Here is a 26,150-nt window from a genome sequence, read left to right as displayed (position 1 = left end):
TCACTTCGCGGCGGCTCCCGCACGCACGAGTTCCCCGCACCCTCGTCCCAAGGGTGCGGGGAACTCGCGTGTTCAGGACCGGACCACGGCCTTCACGGCCGGGCCACGGCCTTCACGGCCGGACCGCGGCCTTCGACCGGACCCGCGGCCGGAGGCCGTCAGGCGGCCAGCGGCACCTCCGCCTCGGCGGCCTCGGCGGAGGCCGACTCCAGCGCCAGCGCCAGGACTTGGCGGACGTCGCTGACCGGGTGGACGTCGAGGGCCGACAGGATCTCGGCCGGGACGTCGTCCAGGTCCGCCTCGTTCCGCTTCGGGATGACGATGGTCGTGATCCCGGCGCGGTGCGCGGCGAGCAGCTTCTGCTTGACGCCGCCGATCGGCAGCACCCGTCCGGTCAGGGACACCTCGCCGGTCATGGCGACGTCGGTACGGACCCGGCGCCCGCTGAGCAGCGACGCCAGCGCGGTGGTCATGGTGACACCGGCGCTCGGCCCGTCCTTCGGCACCGCGCCCGCGGGCACGTGCAGGTGGACGCCGCGCTCCTTGAGGTCGCCGACCGGCAGTTCCAGCTCCGCGCCGTGCGAGCGCAGGAAGGACAGCGCGATCTGCGCCGACTCCTTCATGACGTCGCCCAGTTGGCCGGTGAGCTGGAGTCCCGATCCGCCGGTCTCCGGGTCGGCCAGCGACGCCTCGATGTAGAGGACGTCACCGCCCGCGCCGGTCACCGCGAGCCCGGTGGCCACGCCCGGCACCGCCGTGCGCCGCTCCTCCGGGTCCTGCGCGGACTCCGGTACGTGGTGCGGCCGTCCGATCAGCGCCCGCAGGTCGTCGGGGCCGACGGTGAACGGCAGTTCCTGGTCGCCCAGTTCGTGCCGCGCCGCGATCTTGCGCAATATCCGGGCGACGGTGCGCTCCAGATTGCGGACGCCCGCCTCGCGGGTGTACTCGCCCGCCAGCCTGCGCAGCGTCTCCTCCTCCAGCGCCACCTCGTCCTCGGCCAGGCCCGCCCGCTCCAACTGGCGCGGGAGCAGGTGGTCGCGGGCGATGACGACCTTCTCGTCCTCGGTGTAGCCGTCGAGCCTGACCAGCTCCATCCGGTCGAGCAGCGGCTCGGGGATGGTCTCCAGGACGTTGGCGGTCGCCAGGAACACCACGTCGGACAGGTCGAGTTCGACCTCCAGGTAGTGGTCCCTGAACGTGTGGTTCTGCGCCGGGTCGAGGACTTCGAGCAGCGCCGCCGCCGGGTCGCCCCGGTAGTCGGAGCCGACCTTGTCGATCTCGTCGAGCAGCACCACCGGGTTCATCGACCCGGCCTCCTTGATGGCCCGCACGATCCGGCCGGGCAGCGCGCCGACGTACGTACGCCGGTGGCCGCGGATCTCCGCCTCGTCGCGGACGCCGCCCAGCGACACCCGGACGAAGGTACGGCCCATGGCGCGCGCGACGGATTCGCCGAGCGAGGTCTTGCCGACTCCGGGCGGCCCGACCAGGGCCAGCACCGCGCCGCCCGCCCGCCGCCCGCCGCCGCTCTTGCCGGAAGCGCCGTCCGCCTGGCCGCCGACGACACCGAGACCGCGGTCCGCGCGCCGCTTGCGCACCGCCAGGTACTCGGTGATGCGTTCCTTGACGTCGTCCAGGCCCGAGTGGTCGGCGTCCAGCACCGCGCGGGCGCCCGGGACGTCGTAGGTGTCCTCGGTCGTGGTGTTCCACGGCAGTTCCAGGACGGTGTCCAGCCAGGTGCGGATCCAGGAGCCCTCGGGGGAGGCGTCCGAGGAGCGCTCCAGCTTCTCGACCTCCTTCAGGGCGGCCTCGCGGACCTTCTCCGGCAGTTCGGCGGCCTCGACGCGGGCGCGGTAGTCCTCGCTCTCGTTCTCCGGGTCGCCGTTCAGCTCCGCCAGTTCCTTGCGGACCGCTTCGAGCTGCTGGCGCAGCAGGAACTCGCGCTGCTGCTTCTCCATGCCCTCCTGCACATCCTTGCGCAGGCTCTCGGCCACGTCCTGCTCGGCGAGGTGGTCGCGCAGCCACTGGACGGCCAGCTTGAGCCGGGCCATCGGGTCGAGGGTCTCCAGCAGCTCCACGCGCTGCTCGGTGGTGAGGTAAGGGGAGTAGCCGGAATTGTCGGCGAGCTGGGACAGGTCGTCGATCTGCTGGACCCGGTCCACCACCTGCCAGGCGCCGCGCTTGCGCAGCCAGCTCGTGGCCAGCGCCTTGTACTCCTTCATCAGCTCGGCGACCGTGCCGGGCGACTCCGCGGGCGCCGGTTCCTCCACCGGCGTGCCCTCCACCCACAAAGCGGCGCCGGGCCCGGTCGTACCGGCCCCGATCCGCACGCGTGAGCGGCCCCGGATCACGGCGCCGGGGTCGCCGTCGGACAGCCGGCCGACCTGCTCGACGGTGCCGAGCACCCCGATCCCCGCGTAGGTCCCGTCCACGCGGGGAACGAGCAGCACCTTCGGCTTGTTGTCGCCGCTGTCACCGGCGAGGCCGCCGGATCCGGCGGCGGCGTGCGCGGCTTCCACCGCGGCCCGCGCCTCCGTGTCCGACAGGTCGACCGGCACGACCATGCCGGGCAGGACGACCTCGTCGGACAGGGGCAGCACGGGCAGAGTGAGCGTTGTGGGCGTCGAAGCCATGATCTCCCCTTCGGCAATCAAGTTGAGCTATGTCGACTCAATGCCTGGGGCACTTCGAATGTTCCCCGGGGCGCGTTCGCTCTCAGCGATCCCCGGCCTCGGCGGTCCTGACCTGCGCGATCCAACTCCCGGCGATCCCCGACCCGGGCGACCCCGACCTCGGCGGTCCCTGACCTGGGCGACCCCGACCTGGGGCGACCCCGACCTCGGCGATCCCCGACCTGGGCGGCCCGACCTCGGCGGTCCCGCTCCCGGCGGTCCCCCGCAGCTCCCCCGGTCAGCTCCTGGCGCGCAGGAAGGCCGAGGTGGAGACCCGGCCCAGCATCTCGAACCGGGACTCCCCGGTCTCCAGGTACTTGTCCGCCGCCTCCTGGACACCGGTCCATGCGGCGTCCCCGTAGTCGTCGAGCACCACGATGCCGCCGGGCGCCGCGATCTTCTCTGCCCACTCCAGGTCGGCCATGACGCCCTCGGCCGAGTGGTCGCCGTCGACGATGATCACGCCGTACTTCCGGTCGGAGACCGCGGCCTGGGTGTCCGGGTCGCCGGAGAAGCCCTGCTCGATCCTGGCCCGCTCCCCGGCCTTGCCGCCGAGCGCCAGATTCGCGCGCACCACGTCCATCCGCACCGGCGTGCCGGTGGGCTCGCCGACCGGCCGGGCGCCGGGCTGGAGCTGCGTCCCGGCCAGCGGGTCGACGATGGTCAGCCGCGCCTCGACACCGGCCCGGTGCAGCATCCGCATCAGCGCGGCGGAGAACAGGCCGTGCAACGTGCCGATCTCCAGCACGTCCTCGTTGGGCGGGTCGAGCAGCGGGACCGTGGCCAGCTTGCCGCAGATGTTGTAGGTGGAACCGGCCAGGCGGCCGACGGCCAGGGCTTCGAGCGCGATCACGTTGCGGAAGGCGATCGTCACATTGCGCCGCGCGTCGGCCTCGTCGCGGCCCGAGACGGCGACCATCTCCCGCACCAGGGTGTCGATCCGGTCCGGGGTGGGCAGCCGGGGACCGCTGCGCCCGGTCTTGTCGAAGAGCAGACCGATCGCGAACTGCTGGTCGCCCAGCTCCGCGACCTTCTTGCGCATCGAGTCGAGATCGGCGACCTGCGACCTGCGGTCGCTCTCGATCTCCTTGCGGAGCTTGGAGGCGGAGCTCTGCACGCGACGGTCGACCAGTGCGGCAGCGGGGGCGAGCACCCGCCTGGTCAGTCGATTCTTCAGTAGGGAGGACATGCGCGGAATTTACGCCGCCGGTTCGCCGCCCAGGTCATGCCCCGATGCAGAGGAAATGAAGTTCTCACGACCGAGCAGTTAACGCCCGATGGAAAGGTGGCCGACATAAGGTCATGACCTCGTGCGGCATACGCCAAACTGGCCGTATGACCCTCCAACACCCATCCTCCTACAGCGGAACCCGCGCCTTCGACCACACCGCTCCCGTGGTGCTCGACCGGCAGGAAGGCCCGTACGGGGAGGTGGTGCTGCGACGGCACGGCGACCTGCTCCAGATCATCGCGAACGGGTGTTTCCTCATGGACACCTCCGACGGGCGGTCCGAACGCCTTCTGGTCGACGCGGCATTGGAATACCTGGACGAAGAACCGGCGGACAGCGCGGACCGGCCCGGCCGCTCGGTGCTCATCGGCGGTCTCGGCGTCGGCTTCTCCCTCGCGCGCGCCGCCGCGCGGCCGGGCTGGTCCCGGATCACCGTCGTCGAACGCGAGTCCGCGGTCGTCGGCTGGCACCGCGACGGGCGGCTCGCGCCGTTCTCCGCGGGCGCGCTGGACGACCCGCGGGTGACCGTGGTCGAGCGCGACCTGGTGGCGTACGTGGCGGAGCCCGGCGAGCGGTACGACGCGCTCTGCCTGGACATCGACAACGGCCCGGACTGGACGGTCACCGACGACAACGGCGGTCTGTACGGCCCCGCGGGCCTCGCGGCCTGCCGGAACCGGCTGACGGCCGGCGGCGTCCTTGCCGTGTGGTCGGCGAGCCCGTCGGCCGGTTTCGAGGACGCGCTGCGGGCCGCGGGCTTCTCCGGAGTACGCACTCTGGAGGTGGAAGTGACGCGTGGGGTTCCGGATGTCGTGCACCTGGCGATCAACGCCGCGTAGTCAGGGCGCCCACCTGCCCCGTAGGCTCCCCCGTAACCAGGACGACCTTGTGGGGCGGAATTGGACAGCGCGCAGACGACGGGCACGCAGCGCCGGGTGCTGGTGGTCGAGGACGACCAGACCATCACGGAGGCCATCGCGGCCAGGCTGCAGGCCGAGGGATTCCAGGTGCGGACGGCGGGGGACGGTCCCTCCGCGGTGGAGTCCGCGCACACCTGGCAGCCCGACCTGCTGGTTCTCGATGTCATGCTGCCCGGCTACGACGGCCTCGAGGTCTGCCGCCGGGTGCAGGCCGACCGGCCGGTGCCGGTGCTGATGCTCACCGCGCGCGACGACGAGACGGACATGCTGGTCGGGCTCGGCGTCGGCGCCGACGACTACATGACCAAGCCGTTCTCGATGCGCGAGCTGGCCGCCCGCGTGCACGTCCTGCTGCGCCGGGTCGAGCGGGCCTCGATCGCCGCGCACGACCCGCGCGGCGCCAGCATGCAGCTCGGCGACCTGGAGATCGACCACGCGCAGCGCCGGGTCCGGGTCAGGGGCGCCGACGTCCACCTGACCCCGACCGAGTTCGAGCTGCTGGTCTGCCTGGCGCAGCAGCCGCGCGCCGTGCTCTCCCGCGAGCAGTTGCTCGCCGAGGTGTGGGACTGGGCCGACGCGTCGGGCACCAGGACCGTCGACAGCCACGTCAAGGCGCTGCGCCGCAAGATCGGCGCCGAGCGCATCCGTACCGTGCACGGCGTCGGGTACGCGCTGGAGACCCCGGCGCCATGACCCGGTGGTGGCGCCGGCTGTGGCGGCGCGTGTGGGACGCGCTGCGGCCCTGGGACCCGTACCGCTCCATCAAGGCCGCGCTCCAGCTCCTGGTGATCATCTCGGTGCTGATCACCACCCTGCTGGTGATCGTCGCCATCCACTCGGCGACCGAGCTGCGGGTCATCACGATCTTCTCGATCATCGCCTCGCTGCTGCTGACCCAGATCGTCGCCAACGGCCTGACCGCGCCGCTGCGCGAGATGACGGCCGTCGCCAAGGCGATGGCGGGCGGCGACTACAGCCGCCGGGTGGCGCGGGTGCGCAGGGACGAGGTCGGCGAGCTGGCCGAGACCTTCAACCAGATGGCGGCCGACCTGGCCGCCGTCGACCGGCACCGCAAGGAACTCGTGGCGAATGTCTCGCACGAGCTGCGCACCCCCATCGCCGCGCTGCGGGCCGTGCTGGAGAACGTGGTGGACGGGGTGTCGGCCGCCGACCCCGAGACGATGCGGCTGGCGCTCCAGCAGACCGAACGGCTCGGCAAGCTGGTCACCCAGCTGCTGGACCTCTCGCGGCTGGACAGCGGCGCGGTCCGGCTGGAGGCCAAGCGCTTCGAGGTGTGGCCGTACCTGTCGGCGGTGCTGCGCACCGCGAGCCTGGGCATGGAGGGCTCCTCCGCGACCGGCTCCCGCTCCCGGCCGCGCGCCGACGTCCACCTGCACCTGGACGTGTCACCCCCGGAACTGACGGCCTACGCCGACGGCGAGCGGCTGCACCAGGTGGTGGCCAACCTGGTCGACAACGCGGTCAAGCACAGCCCGCCGGGCGGTCGGGTGACGGTACGGGCCAGGCGCGGCGGCGCGCCCGGCAGCCTCGACCTGGACGTGCGCGACGAGGGGCCCGGCATCCCCGAGGCCGATCGCACCCGCGTCTTCGACCGCTTCCACCGCGGCGCGCATCCGGGCGGCGACGGCGGGACGGGGCTCGGTCTGGCCATCGCGCGCTGGGCGGTGGACCTGCACGGCGGGCGGATAGAAGTGGCCGAATCCCCTCGCGGCTGCCGGATCCACGTCACCCTTCCGGGTGTTTCCACGGCGCAACCTTGACCTAAAGTTGGGGCGAGCCGCTCGCGGCCGCCCCCAGCCGCCCTCCGCCGCACCGACGCGGTGCGAGCGCGGCTGATCGAACGACCCCCAAGAGAGATCAATTTCCCGCCAGGAACAGCACTGAAACCAGTCTTCGGGTGTGACATGCGCGACGTAAGGGCCCCGGGCCTGCATCGACCCCTCCAGTAGGCGTAGCCTTTATTTCCGCTGTCCACCATCTTGTGAAGCGGAAGAGGGCGGTTGCCGCCGTGTCGTCACAGTCCCCCAATAGCTCTAGTGTCTCGACCGACCACGAAGCGCAGGGCGAAGGCCCCGCAGCGGGCTTCGGCCCCAATGAGTGGCTGGTCGATGAGATCTACCAGCAGTACCTCCAGGATCGGGACTCGGTAGACCGAGCCTGGTGGGACTTCTTCGCCGACTACAAGCCGGACGGCTCCGCCGATTCGGCGGCCGCCCCCGGCCAGGGCGGCGCCTCCGGCGCCGCCGCTCGCGCGACGTCCCCCGACGAGGGCAGCGCCGTAGGCGCCGCGCAGCCGGTCCCCGCGGGCGCGACGGACGCCCCGGCGCCCGCCGCCCCTCCCGCTCCCGCGCAGCCGGTCGCCAACGGCACCCCCGTGGCCTCCCCCGCCGCGCCTGCCGCCCCCGTGGCGCCCGCGGCGGCCCCCGCGCCCGTCCCGGCGCCCGCGGCCCAGGCACCGGCGGCTCCGGCCGCTCCCGCGCCCGCGCCCGCCCCGAAGCAGGCGGCGCCCCGGCAGGCCGCCCCCGCGCCGGAGCCCCAGGGCACCGAGTACGTGACGCTGCGCGGCCCGGCCGCCGCGGTCGCCAAGAACATGAACGCCTCGCTGGAGCTGCCGACCGCCACCTCGGTCCGCGCCATCCCGGTGAAGCTGCTGTTCGACAACCGCATCGTCATCAACAACCACCTCAAGCGCGCCCGCGGCGGCAAGGTCTCCTTCACGCACCTGATCGGGTACGCGATGGTGCAGGCGCTCAAGGCGATGCCGGCGATGAACCACTCCTTCGCGGAGAAGGACGGCAAGCCGACGCTGGTCAAGCCCGACCACGTCAACCTGGGTCTGGCCATCGACCTGGTGAAGCCCAACGGCGACCGCCAGCTCGTCGTCGCGGCCATCAAGAAGGCCGAGACGCTGAACTTCTTCGAGTTCTGGCAGGCCTACGAGGACATCGTCCGCCGCGCCCGCAACGGCAAGCTGACGATGGACGACTTCACCGGCGTCACCGCCTCGCTGACCAACCCCGGCGGCCTGGGCACCGTGCACTCCGTGCCCCGGCTGATGCCCGGCCAGAGCATGATCCTCGGCGTCGGCTCGATGGACTACCCGGCCGAGTTCCAGGGCACCTCGCAGGACACCCTGAACAAGCTGGGCATCTCCAAGGTCATGACGCTGACCAGCACGTACGACCACCGGGTGATCCAAGGCGCCGCCTCCGGCGAGTTCCTGCGGATCATGAACCAGCTCCTGCTCGGCGAGAACGACTTCTTCGACGACATCTTCGCCGCGCTGCGCATCCCGTACGAGCCGGTCCGCTGGCGCACCGACATCGACACCGCGCACGACGACGACGTCACCAAGGCCGCGCGGGTCTTCGAGCTGATCCACTCCTACCGGGTCCGCGGCCACGTCATGGCCGACACCGACCCGCTGGAGTACCGCCAGCGCAAGCACCCCGACCTGGACGTGCTGGAGCACGGACTGACCCTGTGGGACCTGGAGCGCGAGTTCGCGGTCGGTGGCTTCGCGGGGAAGTCGCTGATGAAGCTGCGCGACATCCTCGGAGTGCTGCGCGACTCGTACTGCCGCACCGTCGGCGTCGAGTTCATGCACATCCAGGACCCCAAGCAGCGCAAGTGGATCCAGGACCGGATCGAGCGCCCGCACGCCAAGCCCGAGCGCGAGGAGCAGCTCCGCATCCTGCGCAGGCTCAACGCGGCCGAGGCGTTCGAGACCTTCCTCCAGACGAAGTACGTCGGCCAGAAGCGCTTCTCGCTGGAGGGCGGCGAGTCCGTCATCCCGCTGCTCGACGCGGTCATCGACGCGGCGGCCGAGTCGCGGCTGGACGAGGCCGTGATCGGCATGGCCCACCGCGGGCGGCTCAATGTGCTAGCGAACATCGTCGGCAAGTCGTACGCGCAGATCTTCCGCGAGTTCGAGGGCAACCTCGACCCGAAGTCGATGCACGGCTCCGGCGACGTGAAGTACCACCTGGGCGCCGAGGGCACCTTCACCGGTCTCGACGGCGAGCAGATCACCGTCTCACTGGCCGCGAACCCCTCGCACCTGGAGACGGTCGACCCGGTCATCGAGGGCATCGCCCGCGCCAAGCAGGACATCATCAACAAGGCGGGCACCGACTTCACGGTGCTGCCGATCGCGCTGCACGGCGACGCGGCCTTCGCGGGCCAGGGCGTCGTCGCGGAGACGCTCAACATGTCGCAACTGCGCGGCTACCGCACCGGCGGCACCGTGCACGTGGTGATCAACAACCAGGTCGGCTTCACCGCCGCCCCGGAGTCCGCGCGCTCGTCGATGTACTGCACCGACGTGGCCCGGATGATCGAGGCGCCGATCTTCCACGTCAACGGCGACGACCCGGAGGCCGTGGTCCGCGTGGCGCGGCTGGCGTTCGAGTTCCGGCAGGCGTTCAACAAGGACGTCGTGATCGACCTGATCTGCTACCGCCGCCGCGGGCACAACGAGTCGGACAACCCGGCGTTCACCCAGCCGCTGATGTACGACCTGATCGACAAGAAGCGCTCGGTGCGCAAGCTCTACACCGAGTCGCTGATCGGCCGCGGCGACATCACCCTGGAAGAGGCGGAGCAGGCGCTCCAGGACTACCAGGGGCAGTTGGAGAAGGTCTTCACCGAGGTCCGCGAGGCGGCGTCCGCGCCGCCCGCGAGCCACGAGACGCCCGTGCAGCCGGAGTTCCCGGTCGCGATGCCCACGGCGGTCTCCGCCGAGGTCGTCAAGCGGATCGCCGAGTCGCAGGTCAACATCCCCGAGCACGTCACCGTCCACCCGCGGCTGCTGCCGCAGCTCCAGCGCCGCGCGGCGATGGTCGAGGACGGCACGATCGACTGGGGCATGGGCGAGACGCTGGCGATCGGTTCGCTGCTCCTGGAGGGCACGCCGGTCCGGCTCGCGGGCCAGGACTCGCGGCGCGGCACCTTCGGCCAGCGGCACGCGGTGCTGATCGACCGGGAGACCGGCGAGGACTTCACCCCGCTGCTGTACCTGTCCGAGGACCAGGCCCGTTACAACGTCTACGACTCGCTGCTCAGCGAGTACGCGGCGATGGGCTTCGAGTACGGCTACTCGCTGGCCAGGCCCGAGGCGCTGGTGCTGTGGGAGGCGCAGTTCGGCGACTTCGTCAACGGCGCCCAGACCGTGGTGGACGAGTACATCACCGCGGCCGAGCAGAAGTGGGGCCAGACGTCCGGCGTCACCCTGCTGCTGCCGCACGGCTACGAGGGCCAGGGCCCGGACCACTCCTCGGCCCGGATCGAGCGCTTCCTCCAGCTCTGCGCGCAGAACAACATGACGGTCGCCACCCCGACCACCCCGGCCAACTACTTCCACCTGCTGCGCTGGCAGGTGCACAACCCGCACCACAAGCCGCTGATCGTCTTCACCCCGAAGTCGATGCTCCGGCTGAAGGCGGCGGCGTCGAAGGCCGAGGACTTCACCACCGGGCAGTTCCAGCCGGTGATGGGCGACACCTCGGTGCAGCCCGAGGCGGTCCGCAAGGTCGTCTTCTGCTCCGGCAAGGTCTACTACGACCTGATCGCCGAGCGGGAGCGGCGCGGGGCGACCGACGTGGCCTTCATCCGCATCGAGCGGCTGTACCCGCTGCCGGGTGTGGAGATCCAGGCGGCCATCGCGCCGTACACCAAGGCGCAGAAGTTCGTGTGGGCGCAGGACGAGCCCGCGAACCAGGGCGCGTGGCCGTTCATCGCGCTCAATCTGATCGACCACCTGGACCTGCTGCTCGGCGCGGCCCCGGACAACGCGGACCGGCTCCGCCGGGTGTCCCGCCCGGCGTCGTCCTCGCCCGCGGTGGGCTCCGCCAAGCGGCACCAGGAGCAGCAGCAGCAGTTGATCGAAGAGGTCTTCTCGATCTGACCTCCCGCCCGTCGCGAACGGCCGCCGGCCCCGCACCCTCTCAAGGGGTGCGGGGCCGGCGGCCGTTCGCGCGGGGCGCGTGCCAGGCGCCGCCAGCCAGACGAGACTTTACGGACACGCCCTAGGAGCTGATGGGCTCGAAGTCCCAGTAGGGGCGGGTGCGGGAGCGGGCGGTCACCGTGTGCGGGTGCTGCGGGCCGAGGGTGGCCGAGAGCGCGGCCAGCGCCTCCTCCTCGATCTTGTCGGCCTCCTGCCGCTTGCGCATGTTGCGCAGGTCGGTGGCGAGCGCGATCCGGCAGGACAGCGTCAGCGGGTGGTCCTTGCCGAGCCGGGCGGTGGCCCGCTCGGCGGTGGCGCGGGAGAGTTCGGCCGCGCTCTCCGGGTCGCCCGCGAAGTTGCGGGCGCCGCTGGCGTTGAGCGCGCAGCCCAGCGTCCACGGGTGGTCGTCGCCGACCGCGCGGGACATGCCGGTCAGCGCGTCCTCGATCTCGATCTGCGACTGCTGCCGCTCTCCGGCCGCCCGCAGCAGCAGGCCGTGGTTGGCGAGCGCGCCGGCGACGAACGCGTGCCGGGCGTTGAACTGCCAGCGGTAGTGCCGCAGTACGAACTCCGACAGCTCCCTGGCCCGGTCGAGGTCGCCGTGCTCCCGCTCGAAACTGGAGTACGTGACCGCGACCCGCAGCGACAGCGGGTCGGTGCTGCCCAGCACCCGCTCGCAGCGCTCCAGCAGCCGGCCCATCAGATGGGCGGCACGCGGCCGGTCGCCCGCCCGGTAGTAGCACTGCGCCAGATTGTGCTCGGCGCGCAGCGTCTGGGGGTTGTCGGCGCCCAGCACGGTGCGGTGGGTCTCGGCGTTGCGCTCCTGCACCGAGGTGGCCTGGTCGTAGCGGCCGAGCAGCCGCAGGTCGTACGCGTAGGAGTTCTCCGAGGAGAGCGTGACGATGTTGCGGGCGCGCAGCAGTTCGCGGCGCGCCTCCAGGATCTCGCCGTCGAGGTCGAGGGCTTCCTGGTAGCGGCCGAGCAGCCGGTAGGTGACGGCCAGGTTGTTCTTGGCGAGCAGGGTGCGGGGGTCCTGCTCCCCGACGAGTCGGGCGTAGCCGCGCTCGACGAACCGGGCCGTCTCCAGGCCCTCGTCGTAGCGGCCGAGGTTGCGCAGGTCCGCGGCGAGACCGTTGGCGGCGCGCAGGGTCAGCAGGTCCTGTTCGCCGCGGTCGGCGCGCAGGGTCTCGAAGGCGTCGCGGTCCAGGGCCTCGGTGGCGACGTAGTCGCCCATGGCGCGCATCATGTTGGCCCGGTTGTTCACCAGGTCCCACAGCCGCGGGTGACCGGGTTCCAGCAGCTCGGGCCAGTGCTTGGCCGTGGCCTCGGCGAGCCGCAGTCCGGCCCGGTACTCGCCCGACAGGTGCAGGTAGCGCAGGCAGTTGACGATCATGAGCTGGATGTCGGGGTTGGTGCTGCGCAGCGCGCCGGACGCCTCCAGGTGCGGGACGATCTCGGCGTAGCGCGGCCACAGCCGGGTGTCGGTGGGGCGGCCGGGGTCGGCGGCGGCCAGGATCTTGCGGACCACCTGGGAGTACAGGTTCTGCTCGGCGGCAGGCATGTCGGCCCGCACCGCCTGGTAGACCAGCCGGTGCATCTGGACGACCTCGGCGCTGCCCGCGGCCTCGTCGTCCTCGGCCTCCGGCGGGTCGGACTGCACGACGGCCCACTGGGCGAGCTTGCTGATCGCCGAGTTCCACAGCAGCGGGTCTTCCATCAGCCCGGTGAGCTGTTCCGGCAGGTCGCGCACGGGCAGGTCGCGCAGCAGCCGGACCGGGATCGGCCCCGGCGCGAAGAAGACGCACAGCCGCAGCAGGTCGACGGCCTCCGGCTTGTCCTCGCGGAGCCGGTTGAGCAGTATCGAGAAGGCGGTGTAGTACGTCATCTGGAAGTCGGCGGCGACCTTGAGGCCGGGTTCGACGTCCGCGCCGTGCCGCAGCAGCTCGATGTAGTCGTCCACCGGCATGGACGAGTCGTTGAGCGCGCCCGCGTTCTGGTCCAGGGCCAGTGCGAGGTCGCCGAGGGCGTCGGCCAGCTTGTCGGCGTCGGCGTCGTCCAGCCGCGGCGCGCGCCGCCGTACGAAGGCGACGCTCTCCGCCCTGCTGTAGACGGGCACTTCGATCAGGGCGCTGTTGTGCTCGGCCCACTCGCGGTTCTGCGAGGTGATCAGTACGTGGCCGGGCCCGGTGGGCACCAGGTCGTGGATGTCCTCGGGCTGGTCGGCGCCGTCGAGGACCACCAGCCAGCGGAAGTAGGGCTCGCCCCGGCGCAGCGCGTCGCGTACCGCGCGCAGCCGTTCGCCGTACTCGCGGCCGGTGACCAGGCCGAGCGCGGGCGCCAGGCCCGCCAGCTTCTCGCGCAGGGTGCCGCGCTCGCTGGCGCGCACCCACCACACGACGTCGTACTCCGGGCCGAAGCGGTAGACGTACTCGGTCGCGATGTGGGTCTTGCCGACCCCGGACAGGCCGTGCAGGGTGGCGACGCCCGCGCCGGGCTCGGCCTGGGTGAAGTGGTTGTGCAGGTCGCCGAGGAGCTCCTCGCGACCGGTGAAGCGGGTGTTGCGGCGCGGGACACCGCCCCAGACGTCGGGCTGTTCCAGCGGGAAGCGCGGGCCGCCGGAGCCGCTGAGGGTGTCGCTGGAGGAGGCGCGGGAGGGGGTGATGCCGAGCCTGCCGAGCAGTCGCCGCTCGGCCTCGGCCGCGCCCAGGCCCCACAGGTCGGCGGCGCCGAGGGAGGCGACGGCGCTGGGCAGCGCGGCCGGGGTGACGGAGACCGCGGCGAAGCGCTCGCTGTGGTCGGGGACGACCGCGCGCAGCGCGACGTTCCACTCCTCGTGGGTGCGCGGGCCGAGCCGGAAGTACCACTCGCTGAGCACGATCAGCACGCGGCCCTCGGACAGCAGCAGGTCACGTAACATCCGCTCGATGGAGTCCGTGGGGTCGGCGTCCCAGCGTTGCAGCGCCACCTGCTGGCCGTGCCGTTCGAGTCTGCTCGCGATCCACGCCGCCCAGGCCCTGTTGTAGCCCGCGTAACTGATCGTGACGATTCCCGGCCCCCGTGCTGCTGAGGCGGCGTTACGCCCTCCGGCCATGCGTGCGACTCCCTCGTGATACGCGCGTAGTGCTCTGGCGGGTCAGTGGATCGACAGTGAGCCAGGTGCGCCCGACGGCACAGGTGACTTTCGCCAGAAACTACACTGCTTTACTCCCCCGTTGACGTACGGTCATGCCGTTTCGCGCGCCCAAAGACGCCCGTTCAGACCCGCTTTCGCCGCCAGATGACCCGGGCCGTCTCGACGTACGCCGTGGCGCGCGCCAGGTGGCCTTCCGGCGGCGTGTGCCGTCCCAGCCGAGTGTGGTACGCCGCCATGGAGTTGACCAGGGTGCGGCCCTGCGGGGTCAGCCGGTTGGAGCCGAGCAGCTGCGGCAGGACGGCCTCGACCTGGAGGCGGCAGCGGCAGTGCGCGGCCCACGCGGCGTCGCGCTGTGCGGGGTCCGCGGCGGCCAGCGCGACGCCGAGGTGGAAGTCGGCGAGCGCGAGGTGGGCGTACGCGCCCTGGAAGACGCCGTCGAAGGGGCGCGGGTCCTGCCGCCAGGGGGCCCAGTAGCGGGCGGTGTCGTCCGCGGTGTGCAGCGCGGTGACGCCGGCCAGGGCGAGGAGCTTGGTGTGCTGCAACTCGTGGACGAGCGCGGCGGCCATCTTCAGGCCGCCCATCGGCGTACTGCTGAGCAGCGCGCCGAAGGCGTCGCCCAAGGTGGCGCTGTACTGCGCGGACGCGGCGCCGTCCAGCGGCACGAAGCAGTCGAGCAGCGCGGCCACTTCGCGGGCCCGGGTGCCGTCGCCGAGCCGCAGCCAGGGCTGGGCCTCGCGCCAGGCGGTACGCCATCTGGCCCGGTCCTCGTCGGCGAGCCGGTCGGCGGCGGACAGCCCGTACGGGTTGGCGCGGCGGCCCTCCGCGCGGTACGGGTCGGCGTCGTCGATCAGCACCGGGTGACCGTCGGGGCGGTCCTCCTGCGGCCACAGCGCCTGGATCGGGCGCCAGCCGGGGGCGGCCGAGCGCCACACGCCGTCGGTTCCCCTGCGCACCTCGACCGCGTGGCGGGTGCGCTCCTCGGGGCGCAGCCAGAGCCGGTTGCCGTCGCCGTCCACCCGCATCCGGGGCGCGGCGGCGCCGGGCTTGCGCGGGGGGCCCGCGGCCGGCAGCCGGTAGCCGCCGAGCGTCGGCAGCGTCAACAGGCCGTCGCGTACCGGTACGTCGGCGCTGAAGCGCAGGCCCGCGCGGGCGGCGGCGGACGCGGCGAGCGCGCCCAGGTGCGGCAGCGCCTCCGCGGCCCGCGGCGCCTGGCCCGCCACGGTGAGCGCCCGCAGGCTGCGCTCGGCCCACGCGCCGGTCAGCGGGTAGTGCACGACGCGGCGGGCGGCGGCCGGGTCCGCGCGCTCGGCCCGCTCCAGCAGCCGCCAGTCGCCGAGCACGCGCTCGGCGGTCCCCTCGGGCAGCGACCCGGCGGGCGCGGTCCGCACGGCGTCGAGCAGCGCGCGCAGCACCAGCAGCCGCCGCCCGCGCTGGTGGCTGACCAGCAGTTCCAGCGAGTCCGGCCCGCTGCCGGTGCTGCCGAGCACCGGCAGCACCGCGTCGAGCACGGGCGCAGCGGCGGTGGTCACGGCGTCTCCCGCCGTACGCGGGACGCGGCGGGCGCCGGGGCCGCCGCCTCGGCGAGGCGGCGCGCGATGTGCCGGATGAGCAGCGCCATGTCGGCGCAGTAGACCGACGGGTTGCGGAAGCCGGAGCCCTCCCGGTAGCGGTGGACGTAGTGGCCGCCGCCGCAGACGGTGACCAGCGGGCAGGCGCGGCAGGTGGCGGCGAGGGCGGCGAGTCCGGCCTGGCGGGCGGCGACGCCGGGGTGGGCGAGCGCGTCGTCGAAGCTGTTGCGGAAGACGTCGAGCCCGGTGGCGGCGGCCCCCTCGTACGCGGACTTGAGCGAGTCGACCTGCTCGATGCTGCCGTCGGTCTCGATCACGACGGCGGTGAAGGGCTGGAGCCCGAGCCGTTCTACGGGCGACCGGAGGCCGAGCAGCAGCGCCACGCACTCCTCGAACAGCCGAATCCTGGTCTCCCGGCGCTCCGCGCCCCACCAGCGGTCGAAGACGGCGGAGAGCCAACTCCCGTACGGCGCGGGGTCGTCGGCGGACGCGGGCAGTCCCGGCGGCGGCGCGGTCCAGTTGCCGTGCGGCAGCAGCAGGTCCATCCGCGGCGGCCGGAAGGCCAGCAGCGACTCGTAGACCTCGACCGGGTCGTGGGCGAGGTCGACGACGCACAGCAGTCCGCCGTACGCCTCGGGCGCGGTCTCGGCGAGCAGCCGCACCCCGGCGGAGGCGGCGGCCCAGGACGGGCGGCCGGCGTGGTCGACGCGCGCGGCGTTGTGGGCGGGCAGGCCGCCGTCGAGGCTGACGCCGACGCGTATACGCGCGTCACGCAGGACGCGCAGCCGGTCGGCGGTGAGCAGGGTGCCGTTGGTCTGCACGCTGGCGTGCACGGCGCAGTCGGCGGGGACGGTGCGGCGGATCAGGTCGACGTCGGCGGCGAGCGCGTCGGCGCCGTTGAGCAGCGGTTCGCCGCCGTGCAGCACCACGGCGACATCGCGCAGACGGTGGGTCGCGGCGTGTTCCGCGATGCGTTCTGCGGTGCGCCGGGTCACCGCGTCGGGGGCGGCGCGGGGGCGGTCCCGCCAGCCGTGGTCGGGGCCCGCGTAGAGGTAGCAGTAGGTGCAGGCCAGATTGCAGCGGCTGTGCGTCTTGAGGATGAACTGCCGCAGGGGGAAGGCCCCTTCGGCCGCCGTACTGCCGGTCCGCGGCCTGTCGTCGGCCGGATGACGCACCACATCACCTCCCCCGTGTACCTCAGGCCGCCCCGTCGGCCCCAGCGGTTGTTCCCGCTGGGCGGCCGGAAGTAAACACCTCGGCAAGGAATTGGCCGTATTCGCCCTGGAGCACGGCCAAAAGCGGCGTTCCGTCAGGAGTTCACGCGATACGGGGGTACGTGGGCGGTGGTCGCGCGCGCCGGTGCCCGGTGCGCCGGGCGGCGTCAGCCGGTGGCCTCCGGCGCGCTGGGGTCGCTCTCGAAGCCCCACAGCGCCTCGCCGCCGGGACCGGCCGCGCGCGCCCGCAGATCGCTCACCAGGGCGGACAGCACCGGGTGTTCGACGGTGCGCAGCGATTCCAGGTCGAGGCCGAGCAGGTCGATGTCGGCGTCCGCCGGAATCCGGTAGGCGGGGGCGTGCTCGGGCGACGCCGCCTCGGGAAGGTCCCGGTCGGAAGGTGCCCGCTCGGGGACCGCCCGGCCGGAAGGTGCCCGCTCGGGGACTGGCCGCTCGGGGACCGCCCGCTCGGCGACCGCCCTTTCGTCAACAGCCCTTTCGTGAACGGCGCGTTCGGGTAACGCCTCGTCGTGGTGAGCGGGTTCGTCCGGGGGCCGCTCGGCCCCGCCGTACGCTCGGTCGTCCATCGTCGGCCTCAGCTCTCGTCCCGTGGTGGCTCGTGGGGGGATGCAGTTGTCGCGGCCCGGATTCGCGCGGGGTCCTGGCCGGTCGGTCCGAGGCGGCCGGACCGGGGCCGGTCGCCCCGGGCTCAGTTCGTCCGTGTCAGCGCCGCCAGCCGTTCGGCGGTCCGCTGCCGTGCCTCCTCGTCCGCGGCGCCGTCCCCTCCGTCGTCCGGCAGCCGCCGCCATTCGGCCTGCGCGGCCCGGTAGGCGTCGGCGGCGGCCCGCGGGCGCCGGGCGAATTCGTAGACCACGCCACGCCAATGATGCGCCAGCGCCGACAGCCGCACCATGGGGCCGGGTTCCGCCGACCGGTCGGCCGCCGTTCCCGCGGCCTCCGCGGCGCGGCGGTAGGCGTCGGCCGCCTGGTCGAGGCGCTCACCGCGCTGGGTGTGCGCGTAGCCCAGCCGGTGCGACTCGCCCAACTCGTACCAGATCCGCGCCACTTGCGCCGGGTCCACGGCGGGCTGCACGGCCAGGCCCAGGACGTGCTCGGCCTCGCGCAGGTCCACCAGGTCCTGTTCCGCCCGGTAGCGCAGCACCAGGGCCCGGCCGAGCATCAGCAGCCTGCCGGACAGCCGCGGGTCGCTCTCGGGGGTCTCCATCCGGCAGTCCCGCAGGACCTGCACGGCCCGGTTGACGAAGAGTTCGCCGCCGGGGAGCGCGGAGCGGCCGAGCAGCGCGTCGCCCCATTCGGCGACGATCTCGCTGTACTCGGGGCGGTCGCGCGGGGTCAGACGGCACGCCTCGGCGAACCGCCCGGCCGCCGCCTCCAGTTCACCGGCCGGGCCGCCCTCGGTGTGCCGGGCGACCCTGATCCGGCCCGCACGCAGCAGGATCGAGGCCCGCGCCAGCCGGTCGCGGGTCTCGCCGAGCGCCCGGTCGACCAGCCGCTGCGCCTCCGGCAGCCGTCCGCCGACCAGCAGATGGGCGTCGACCAGCGACAGCAGCGCGGCGGTCCGCGCTTCGAGGGCCGCCTCCTCGCGCTCCAGCGCGTCCAGTCCCGCGGCGAAGTACTCGGCGGCCTGGAGCGCGTAGACCTGCTCGCGCTCCCGCTCCCCCGCCGTGCCCGCCAGCCGCAGCAGGGCGCGGCCGTGGGCGAGCGACAGCGCGCTGGGGCGGGCGTCGGACAGCGGCCAGGAGTCCGCGAACGCCTCCAGCATCCCCACGGTCTCCTGGAGCAGCCCGGCGTCGCCGCTGAGCTGCCACTGGTCCTCCAGCACCCTGACCCGCTCCAGGGTGGCGCCGAGCACGTCCTGCGGGTCGAGTCCCGGGGCGGCGCAGACCGCGCTGAACTCCCGGTCCGCGCGCCGCAGAAGCTCCAACGCGCCCCGCGTGTCCCCGTTCGCCGCCCGCTCGTCCGCGGCGGCCTGGAACACGCGAGCGCGCACCGCGCGGGCCGGTACCGAGCCCGGGTGCGCCGCGGCCGTCGCCGCCGCGTCCTGGGCCTCGCGCAGCAGCGCGGCCCCGCCGCGCAGCCGCCACAGCGTGATGAGATTCTGCGCCAGCTCGCTCCACAGGTCGGGGTCCGAGCCGCGCACCCGCTCCTCGTCCGCCGCGCGGCGCAGCAACTGCACCGCGTCCAGCAGATTCTGGACCATACCCTCCTCGGTGAAGCGCGCCACCAACTGCCGGGCCCGCTGCACCGCGGACGACGGCTGCCCCGTACCGGCTCCCACGGCCAGCCGGTCGTGGCCGGTGTTCCCCGGCAGCGGCATGAAGCGCTCCAGCACCCGGGCGGCGACCTCCGCGAAGGGCTGCGGGGACTCGGCGACGACGGTCGACGCCTGCTCGGCGAGCGCGGTGGCGCGGGCCGCGGTGGCGACGGCGGCGTCCGCGAGCCGGTCCCCCGGCCCCTCGGTGAGCTGCGTGATGGCCAGCGCGGGGAAGTTGGGGCCGCTCTTGCCGAAACGCTGCTCGACGTACTCCGAGCAGTGCTTGAGCACCAGCAGCGCCTCGTCCCTGCCGAGCGGGCCGAGCAGCACGTCTCGTACGCCGTCGGCGAATTCGTACCAGCGGTGGTCGCGCGCGTCGTCGCCCGATATGCGCTTGAGCAGGCCGCTGAGCAGCACCTCGGACAATTCGGCGGGCCCCGAGTCGGGCAGCATCGTGCGCTGGACGAGCTGCATGACGGGCAGGAAGAGCGGGGCGGCGGCGAGGTAGACGGCGAGTTGGGCGGCGGCGGGCGAGGCGGCCGAGCGGAACCGGCCGACCAGCGCGACCGGCGGCACCGGGGACTGCCGTACGGGCGCCGGGGTCGGGGGCTGGTCGGAGCGCACCCAGCCGACGGCGGCGGGCACGCGGGCCGCGCCGGTGCCCGCCAGCAGCCGCGCCCACGCGCCCAACGCCTCGGCGGTGGGCGGCAGTACGGGCACCGGCAGCGCGTCGCCCGCGGGTGCGGCCGGCACGTAGTAGGAGGAGCCGCCGGTGCCCGAGGAGAAGCGCGGCGGCGAGGCGGGCAGCAGCCCTTCGCCGCGGTGCAGCACGCCGTACGAGACGGGCAGCCGGGTCCTGGCCCACAACCGGGCCGGGAGCGGCTGGAGTACGGCGACCGGGCCGTGTCTGGCCAGCCGGTGCAGCAGCCGGTGCGCCTGCCCCGACCGCCACAGCGGCCCCGCGCAGTCGCTGACCAGCAGGGTCACCCGGCGGCCCGTGGGGTCGCTCAACTGCTCGGCGGAGCGCATCCCGACCGCCTCGGGGTCGAAGCGCCCGCTGACCGCGGGGTCGCCGTCCGGGGTGGCGTGCAGATAGCGGACCTGCACCTCGTGGAAGGCGCCGAGCCGTTCGAAGACCTGGCTCAGCTCGCGGAGCATCCGCTCCCACACGTACATCGAGGACGAGGCGTCCATGAGCAGTTGCATCGAGGCGTCGCCGCGCAGCACCGGCCGGAAGACCGGCAGCAGCAGTCCGGCGGCGCGCGCGCTGTTCTCCGCCGTGGCCGACTCGTCGAGCACTTCGCGCAACGGCCGCGCGGGGCTGCGGTAGCGCTGCAACGGCCGCAGCGCCGACTGGAGTTCGAGCAGCCGGGGCAGCGTCGCCGCCTCGGGCACGGCGACCGACAGCGCGGCGGCGGCCGGTCCCGTACGCGCCCGGCCGGGGGCGCTGACGCCCGGATAGAGCTGGACGAGGCGGTCGTCGTCCGGGTCGGTGAGGCTGCGCGGCAGTACGGTGCCGCCGGGCGGAGTGGGGTCGGTGACGCCGGACAGTCCCGGGTGGTGCGCGCCGCTGCCCGTACCGGCGCCGCCGGGGTCGCGGGCCTCCCCCGCCGTACTCGCGGGGGAGGTCGGGCGGGACCAGCGGGCCAGCCACAGCGCGTCGGCCAACTCGGTGGGTCCCGGGTCGAGTCCGGCCTCGGTCAGGGCGCCGACGACGGACGCGAGCGGGTCGGGCCGCTCGGTGGCGGTGTCGGTGTCGGTGTCTGCGGAGGGTGGTGTCCTCGGGTCGGGCGTCCTCGGGTCGGGGGCCTGCGGGTCGGGTCTCCGGGTGGCCATGGCCGGTTCACCTGGGCCGGTCGAGCCGTTGGATGAGCATGTCCGCCAACCGGCTGCGGGTGGGGGGCGCGGCGTGATGGGTGAGGAAGATCGCGTTCAACAACTGGTCGGTGGCGAGGAGTTCGCTGCGCGACCGTTCCAGGAAGCGGGTCACCAGGTCGTCGCCGACAGTCGCCGCCTCGTCGCCGAGGTGGGCGCGGACCACGGTGGACAGCCGCTTGTGGTCGGGACGGCCCAGCTCCAGGTGGATGCAGCGGCGCAGCAGCGGCGGCGGGAAGTCGCGCTCGCCGTTGCTGGTGAGGATCACGAACGGGAAGGCCCGGCAGCGGATGCGGCCCTCACGGAGCGAGACCTTGGCGCCGTCGTCGGTCAACACCTCGACCTGCGGCTCGCGTTCGGCCAGCCGCTCCAGCTCGGGGATGCCGAACTCGCCCTCCTCCATCACGTTCAGCAGGTCGTTGGGCAGGTCGATGTCGCTCTTGTCCAGCTCGTCGATGAGCAGCACCCGCGGCTTGGCGGTCGGCAGCAGGGCGGTGCCCAGCGGGCCGAGCCGGATGTAGCTGCCGATGCCGCCGGGCGGGGCGGTGCCGGAATTCGCCGCGATCTGGGTGTCCTGGAGGCGGGCGATCGCGTCGTAGCGGTACAGCCCGTCCTGGAGCGCGCTGCGGCTGACGATCGGCCAGTGCAGCACGCGGCCGAGGCCCAGTTCGTACGCCACCGCGTGCGCGAGGGTGCTCTTGCCGGTGCCGGGGCTGCCGGTGACCAGCAGCGGACGGCGCAGGTACAGCGCCGCGTTGACCATTTCCAGCTCCTCCGGGCTGGGCCGGTGCATCTCGGCCATGTGCCGGTACGCGCCGAGCCTGCGGGCGGAGGAACTGTCGGGCCCAGGACCCTGCTGGACCAGTGGGCCGCCGTCGAAGTCCCGCCAGGGCGGCGGTTCTGGCAGTCCGTCGATGCCGGTGTGCGGTTCTCCCGTGCCCCGGTAGATGAGCCACTCGCCGGCGGGGCTGGCGTCGGTCATCTCACTCACCTCGATACCTCGTCCTCATGGAGTCTCCAACAGCTCGTCGGTCCCCGGTAGGGGGCGAGTCGGATCGTCGTAGAGCAGGGTGATTCCCACCGACCAGAACGCCTCGGGCACGCCCGCGTCCACCGCCGCGCGCAGGACGGCGAGGGCGCGGGGCAGCCGTGCGGCCGTGCGCGCGGCGCGCACCGTACGGTTCACGCCGCGGTGGAAGTCGCCGCAGGCCGTCTCGGGGGCGACCGGCTCCCTGCGCCACACCGCGACCGGGTAGCCGGAGGTCACCAGGCGGTGCAGCTCCTCGGGGGCGGTCGCGGCGCTGCGGCAGAGCGCCGGCAGCGTGTCGCGCGCGCGGTCGCGCAGTTCGTCGTCGGCCGGGAGCGGGCCCGGCGTACCGTCGTCGCAGTCGAACAGGTCGGCGCGCGGCCGCTGTTGGTGCAGGGTGTGCCAACGGCCGTGCCTGGCCTCGGTCACCGCCGGGTCGTCGTCGGGCGGCGCGTCGGTGCGGCGCACCACGACCGGGCGTACGGCGCCGAGCGCGCGCCCGCCGGGGCCGAGCGGCCAGGTCTCGACGGGGAAGCCCACCAGGGCGCCGGGGACGGCCAGTTGCAGCGGCGCCGGGTAGCCGGGCTGGTCGCAGCGGCGGAACGCCTCGTCCAGCGGCTCGCGCAGCCGGACCGGCAGGTCGTCGAGCGCGGTGCCGCGGAAGTCCTCCTCGACGCACTCCACTTCGCCGTTCTCCGGCACGACGCAGACCCGCCAGTCGAGGCGGCCCGGCTCCCAGCCGCGCGGGATGATCTCCAGCAGGGCCTCTGGGCGGATACGGCGGTCCGGCCGGCCGCCGGGGCCCGCGTCGGCCGCGGTCGCGGTCGCGGTGGCGGTGGCCGCGGCCGTACCGCTGTCCGCTCCCTGATCGTCGAGGTCCGTGCCCGGGCCGCCGAAGCCGGTGCCGAAGTCGGCGCCGAGGCCGACGTCCGGGTCCGCGCCGAGTCCGGCGCCGAGGTCGCCGGTCAGGCCGGTGACCAGGGTGCCGCGGGCGCGCAGCCGGGCCTTGCGCTCGGTGACCAGGGTGTTGCGGAACAGCCGGGTCAGACCGATCGCGTCGGCGGCGGTGTCCTGCGCCCAGTGCCACAGGACGCGTTCGGCCGCCTCGTCCGCGGCGCGGGTCCTGTCGGCGGTCGCGGCCTGCACCGCGAACCGCAGCACCGCCTCCAACTCGCTGGTGCCGCGCCGCAGGTCGTACAGCAGGCCCAGGCCGTCCCGCCAGGCGCGCGGCGCGGTCGGCAGGCCCTGCGCGGGGCTGCCGCGGACCGCTCCGACGATGTCCTGGAGGCTCTTCGCGCTGGCGGGCGGCGGGAGTTGGGCGAGCATCCCGAGCAGTGCGGTGCGCTGGCCCGGGGTCAGGGCGCGGCCCGCGGCGGCGCCGATCTCGCCGTGCGCGTCGGTCCAGGTGACCTCCTGGCCGCCGACGAAGGCGTAACGGTCGGCGTGGTAGAGGTCGTGCGCCGTCATCACGCGGTGGTACAGGTCGGCGGCGGTGCCGGTGGCGGGCAGCCTGCGCAACTCCTGCACGCCGATGGCGAGTCCGCCGTCCTGGCCGGTACGGCGCGCCTTCAGCACCCCGATCACCTCGCCGCGCACGAGGTCCACGACCGGGCCGCCCGAGACGCCGTTGGGCATCTCGTCCTCATTGCCGAGCTTGAGCAGTCCGCCGCTGCCGAGCTGGCCGCTGATGGAGCAGCGGCCGTTGTACGCGACGACCTCGCCGTCCATCGGGATGTGGCCGAAGTACGCGACCTGGTTGGTGGTGTAGCCCTTGGCGGTGCGCTCGGTGAGCCAGACGCAGGGGTGGTCGACGCTGTCCAGCAGCCGGATCAGCGCGAGGTCGGGGGACGGCCAGCGGCCGGTGCCGGTGTGGCCCGCCGGTTCCGCCCACTCCACGACGCCGCTGAGCATGCGGTCGCCGTATCCGACGGAGACCTTGCGGCCGGCCGGGCCGCCGCCGTCACCGCCGCCGCCGTCACCGCCTTCGCCGCTCTGGGCGAGCGCGACGTGCGCGCAGGTGAGCACCCAGTTCGGCGCCACGAAGAAGCCGCTGCCCCGCAGCGGGTAGCCGGGTTCCCGGCCGTGAACGCGTACGGTCGCCTCGCTGACCAGCGGGGTCAGGATCTCGGCGGGGTCGGCGGGCTCGTCGAGCCCGCCGGGACCGCCGAACGCCGTCATCGCGCGCCCCGCCCTAATCGCGGTGCCGCGGCGGCAGCCGTCTGCGCCCCCATCCCACCCCCAGTGACTGATCGTCTCCGAAGGCTAGCCCGCGGCCAGGACCGGCGCGAGGACCTTCGGACATACTCCCTATCCTTGCGGTGTACGTCCCGTCTCGTCCCTCCCGTTCTTCCCCGTCCACCACCGTCCCACCCCGTTCCGGAGCAGATCTTGTACTTCACCGACCGCGGCATCGAGGAGCTCGCCACCCGGCGCGGCGAGGAGGAAGTCTCTTTCGACTGGCTGGCCGAGCGCTTGCGCGAATTCGTGGACCTCAACCCTGAGTTCGAGATTCCGACCGAGCGGTTGGCGACGTGGCTGGCGCGGCTCGACGACGAGGACTAGCCTCCGGCTCGGTCCTTGGTCTTTGTCTTTGCCCGCCCGCCCACCCGTGCGGGTGCTTTCTTCGTCTGCGGGTGCCGCTTGTGCCTGGTCGGTGCCGGTCCGGGGCACCTCCTCGAAATGCGGCTACCTGGTCTCCTGTATCCGGTGCCCTTCTTGTCACCGCATTTCTGCGGGGGCACCCCGGCCCGTCCCCTCCCGGTACGTCGGCGTCCGCCTGTCCGGTGGGGGTTGCCGGGGAGGGGGGTTCTTTCGGCGTGCCGCCCTGCGCCGGTCCCCCTCCCGGTGAGTCGGAATGCTCGGGCCCTTCCTCCAAGAGCCCAACAAAGCCCCTGCCCACCCCGCCGGAAGGTCGGGGCGCACAGGGCCCGGGCTCTCACCCACCCCCCTTCGCCCACCCCGCCGGAAGGTCGGGGGCGCAGGGGCCGGACTCCCACCCACCCCCTCCACCACCACCACAGCGGACCGTCAGCCGCCGACGTACCCGACCCCACCCACCCCCCTCCGCAACGCCCACCGGCAGGCGGACGCCGACGTACCCAAGCCCACCCACCCCCCTCCCGGCCACCCCCACCGGACCGCCGGACGCCGACGTACCGGGAGGGGACGGGCCGGGGTGCCCCCGCAGAAATGCGGTGACAAGAAGGGCACCGGATACAGGAGACCAGGTAGCCGCATTTCGAGGAGGTACCCCGGACCGGCACCGACCAGGCACAAGCGGCACCCGCAGACGAAGAAAGCACCCGCACGGGTGGGCGGGCGGGCAAAAAAGACACCACTTGACTTGTGAGCCACGCGATATATCGTGAATGCACGAGACGCGATATGTTGCGTCCCAAGGCGCACCCGAGGAGGGGCACGATGAGCGGCATGTCGTCGGACCGGACCGTGGCGGAGCCGGAAAAGTTCGTGTTCGAGGAGCCCGTCGACACCCTCTGCGTGCGCATCGTCAACGGCGCCGTGAACGTCGTCGGCACCGAGGACGGCCCCGCACGGGTCGAGGTCACCGAGATCGACGGCCCGCCGCTGAAGGTGTACCACCGCGGCGGCACCCTCACCGTGACCTACGACGACCTGCCGTGGAAGGGCTTCCTGAAGTGGCTCGACCCCAAGGGCTGGCAGCGTCACGCGGTCGTGACGCTCGCCGTCCCGCAGCACACCAAGGTCGAAGTGGGAGTCGTCGGCGCCGGCGCCGTGATCTCCGGGATCGCCGGGGAGACCAGCGTCCAGGGGGTCAACGGGGACACGACCCTCGTCGGCCTCAGCGGCCCGGTGCGGGCCAACACGGTCGCGGGCAGCGTCGAGGCCCAGTCCGTCTCCGGCAGCCTGCGGATCAACACCGTCTCCGGTGACCTCACCGTGGTCGAGGGCAGCGGCGCCGAGGTGAAAGCGGATTCCGTGAGCGGCAACATGGTGCTCGACCTCGATCCGTCCGCGGGGGCGGACGTCCGGCTCACCAGCGTCTCCGGCGAGATCGCCATCCGTATCCCGGAACCGGGCGACGCGGAGGTCGACGCCAACACCACCAGCGGCCATGTCTCCTGCGCCTTCGACGAATTGCGCGTCACCGGGCAGTGGGGGGCCAAGCGCATCACCGGCCGGATCGGTTCCGGCGGGGCGCGCCTGAGAGCCACCACCGTCTCCGGCGCCATCGCCCTGCTGCGCAGGCCGCCGCTGGAGGACGCGCCCTCGTTCCGGAAGGACATCTGAC

The 26,150-nt window shown here is 73.2% G+C and carries 15 protein-coding genes; 6 read left to right on the top strand and 9 right to left on the bottom strand.

The window, feature by feature from the left end; genetic code table 11:
- Positions 1 to 158 precede the first annotated feature (158 nt).
- Both lon and ACFZAM_RS09950 read right to left on the bottom strand, forming a co-directional pair.
- A complete protein-coding gene (lon, locus tag ACFZAM_RS09955) occupies positions 159 to 2,633 on the bottom strand; it encodes an endopeptidase La (RefSeq protein ID WP_355344440.1) in 2,475 nt (824 codons plus the stop codon).
- A 277-nt stretch (positions 2,634 to 2,910) separates the two neighbouring features.
- A complete protein-coding gene (locus ACFZAM_RS09950; protein ID WP_355344443.1) occupies positions 2,911 to 3,861 on the bottom strand; it encodes a class I SAM-dependent methyltransferase in 951 nt (316 codons plus the stop codon).
- A 146-nt stretch (positions 3,862 to 4,007) separates the two neighbouring features.
- On the opposite strand from ACFZAM_RS09950, the gene ACFZAM_RS09945 reads away from it, so the two are divergent.
- The 4 genes from ACFZAM_RS09945 (at position 4,008) to ACFZAM_RS09930 (ending at position 10,749) form a co-directional block, all read left to right on the top strand.
- Positions 4,008 to 4,742, top strand: a complete 735-nt coding sequence (locus ACFZAM_RS09945; RefSeq protein ID WP_355344446.1) for a spermidine synthase — start codon at positions 4,008 to 4,010, stop codon at positions 4,740 to 4,742.
- Positions 4,743 to 4,802: 60 nt separating this feature from the next.
- Entirely contained in the window at positions 4,803 to 5,516 is a 714-nt protein-coding gene (locus tag ACFZAM_RS09940) for a response regulator transcription factor (RefSeq protein ID WP_188281597.1), read from the top strand.
- Entirely contained in the window at positions 5,513 to 6,604 is a 1,092-nt protein-coding gene (locus ACFZAM_RS09935; protein ID WP_355344450.1) for an ATP-binding protein, read from the top strand. Before ACFZAM_RS09940 ends, ACFZAM_RS09935 begins: the two co-directional genes overlap by 4 nt.
- A 248-nt stretch (positions 6,605 to 6,852) precedes the next feature.
- On the top strand, positions 6,853 to 10,749 hold the full coding sequence (locus ACFZAM_RS09930; RefSeq protein WP_391044415.1) for a multifunctional oxoglutarate decarboxylase/oxoglutarate dehydrogenase thiamine pyrophosphate-binding subunit/dihydrolipoyllysine-residue succinyltransferase subunit: 3,897 nt from the start codon (positions 6,853 to 6,855) through the stop codon (positions 10,747 to 10,749).
- Positions 10,750 to 10,870: 121 nt separating this feature from the next.
- Here the strand turns inward: ACFZAM_RS09930 and fxsT are convergent, their stop codons facing one another.
- The 7 genes from fxsT to ACFZAM_RS09895 form a co-directional block, all read right to left on the bottom strand.
- The gene (gene fxsT / locus ACFZAM_RS09925; RefSeq protein WP_355347232.1) at positions 10,871 to 13,879 is read right to left on the bottom strand and encodes an FxSxx-COOH system tetratricopeptide repeat protein; all 3,009 of its coding nucleotides are present in this window, start codon (positions 13,877 to 13,879) and stop codon (positions 10,871 to 10,873) included.
- A 164-nt stretch (positions 13,880 to 14,043) separates the two neighbouring features.
- The gene (locus ACFZAM_RS09920; protein WP_355347235.1) at positions 14,044 to 15,450 is read right to left on the bottom strand and encodes an aKG-HExxH-type peptide beta-hydroxylase; all 1,407 of its coding nucleotides are present in this window, start codon (positions 15,448 to 15,450) and stop codon (positions 14,044 to 14,046) included.
- The gene (locus ACFZAM_RS09915) at positions 15,447 to 16,664 is read right to left on the bottom strand and encodes an FxsB family cyclophane-forming radical SAM/SPASM peptide maturase (protein WP_391044813.1); all 1,218 of its coding nucleotides are present in this window, start codon (positions 16,662 to 16,664) and stop codon (positions 15,447 to 15,449) included. The genes ACFZAM_RS09920 and ACFZAM_RS09915 overlap by 4 nt, the downstream gene beginning before the upstream one ends.
- Before the next feature lie 206 nt (positions 16,665 to 16,870).
- The gene (gene fxsA, locus ACFZAM_RS09910) at positions 16,871 to 17,290 is read right to left on the bottom strand and encodes an FxSxx-COOH cyclophane-containing RiPP peptide (RefSeq protein ID WP_391044411.1); all 420 of its coding nucleotides are present in this window, start codon (positions 17,288 to 17,290) and stop codon (positions 16,871 to 16,873) included.
- A 122-nt stretch (positions 17,291 to 17,412) separates the two neighbouring features.
- Entirely contained in the window at positions 17,413 to 20,814 is a 3,402-nt protein-coding gene (locus tag ACFZAM_RS09905; RefSeq protein WP_391044409.1) for an SAV_2336 N-terminal domain-related protein, read from the bottom strand.
- Positions 20,815 to 20,821: 7 nt separating this feature from the next.
- A complete protein-coding gene (locus ACFZAM_RS09900) occupies positions 20,822 to 21,835 on the bottom strand; it encodes a MoxR family ATPase (RefSeq protein WP_188283451.1) in 1,014 nt (337 codons plus the stop codon).
- Between the two features lie 24 nt (positions 21,836 to 21,859).
- A complete protein-coding gene (locus tag ACFZAM_RS09895; RefSeq protein ID WP_391044406.1) occupies positions 21,860 to 24,058 on the bottom strand; it encodes a serine protease in 2,199 nt (732 codons plus the stop codon).
- Between the two features lie 210 nt (positions 24,059 to 24,268).
- Here ACFZAM_RS09895 and ACFZAM_RS09890 point away from each other — a divergent pair, with 210 nt between their 5' ends.
- On the top strand, positions 24,269 to 24,442 hold the full coding sequence (locus ACFZAM_RS09890) for a DUF6104 family protein (RefSeq protein ID WP_355347247.1): 174 nt from the start codon (positions 24,269 to 24,271) through the stop codon (positions 24,440 to 24,442).
- Between the two features lie 858 nt (positions 24,443 to 25,300).
- Positions 25,301 to 26,149, top strand: coding sequence for a DUF4097 family beta strand repeat-containing protein (locus tag ACFZAM_RS09885; RefSeq protein WP_391044403.1), 849 nt, complete (start codon positions 25,301 to 25,303; stop codon positions 26,147 to 26,149).
- The last annotated feature ends 1 nt before the right edge of the window (position 26,150 follow it).

The organism is Streptomyces sp. NPDC008079 (assembly GCF_042957385.1).
Classification (GTDB): domain Bacteria; phylum Actinomycetota; class Actinomycetes; order Streptomycetales; family Streptomycetaceae; genus Actinacidiphila.
The sequence above is the reverse complement of the archived record's forward strand: the minus strand, read 5'-3'. Positions and strand labels throughout refer to the sequence as shown.

Bases quoted from the DNA above. Each gene is read 5' to 3' on its own strand.
- ACFZAM_RS09945 (WP_355344446.1), top strand. From the start codon at position 4,008: ATGACCCTCCAACACCCATCCTCCTACAGCGGAACCCGCGCCTTCGAC.
- fxsT (WP_355347232.1), bottom strand. From the start codon at position 13,879: ATGGCCGGAGGGCGTAACGCCGCCTCAGCAGCACGGGGGCCGGGAATC.
- ACFZAM_RS09935 (WP_355344450.1), top strand. From the start codon at position 5,513: ATGACCCGGTGGTGGCGCCGGCTGTGGCGGCGCGTGTGGGACGCGCTG.
- ACFZAM_RS09905 (WP_391044409.1), bottom strand. From the start codon at position 20,814: ATGGCCACCCGGAGACCCGACCCGCAGGCCCCCGACCCGAGGACGCCC.
- ACFZAM_RS09895 (WP_391044406.1), bottom strand. From the start codon at position 24,058: ATGACGGCGTTCGGCGGTCCCGGCGGGCTCGACGAGCCCGCCGACCCC.
- ACFZAM_RS09885 (WP_391044403.1), top strand. From the start codon at position 25,301: ATGAGCGGCATGTCGTCGGACCGGACCGTGGCGGAGCCGGAAAAGTTC.
- ACFZAM_RS09950 (WP_355344443.1), bottom strand. From the start codon at position 3,861: ATGTCCTCCCTACTGAAGAATCGACTGACCAGGCGGGTGCTCGCCCCC.
- ACFZAM_RS09900 (WP_188283451.1), bottom strand. From the start codon at position 21,835: ATGACCGACGCCAGCCCCGCCGGCGAGTGGCTCATCTACCGGGGCACG.
- lon (WP_355344440.1), bottom strand. From the start codon at position 2,633: ATGGCTTCGACGCCCACAACGCTCACTCTGCCCGTGCTGCCCCTGTCC.
- fxsA (WP_391044411.1), bottom strand. From the start codon at position 17,290: ATGGACGACCGAGCGTACGGCGGGGCCGAGCGGCCCCCGGACGAACCC.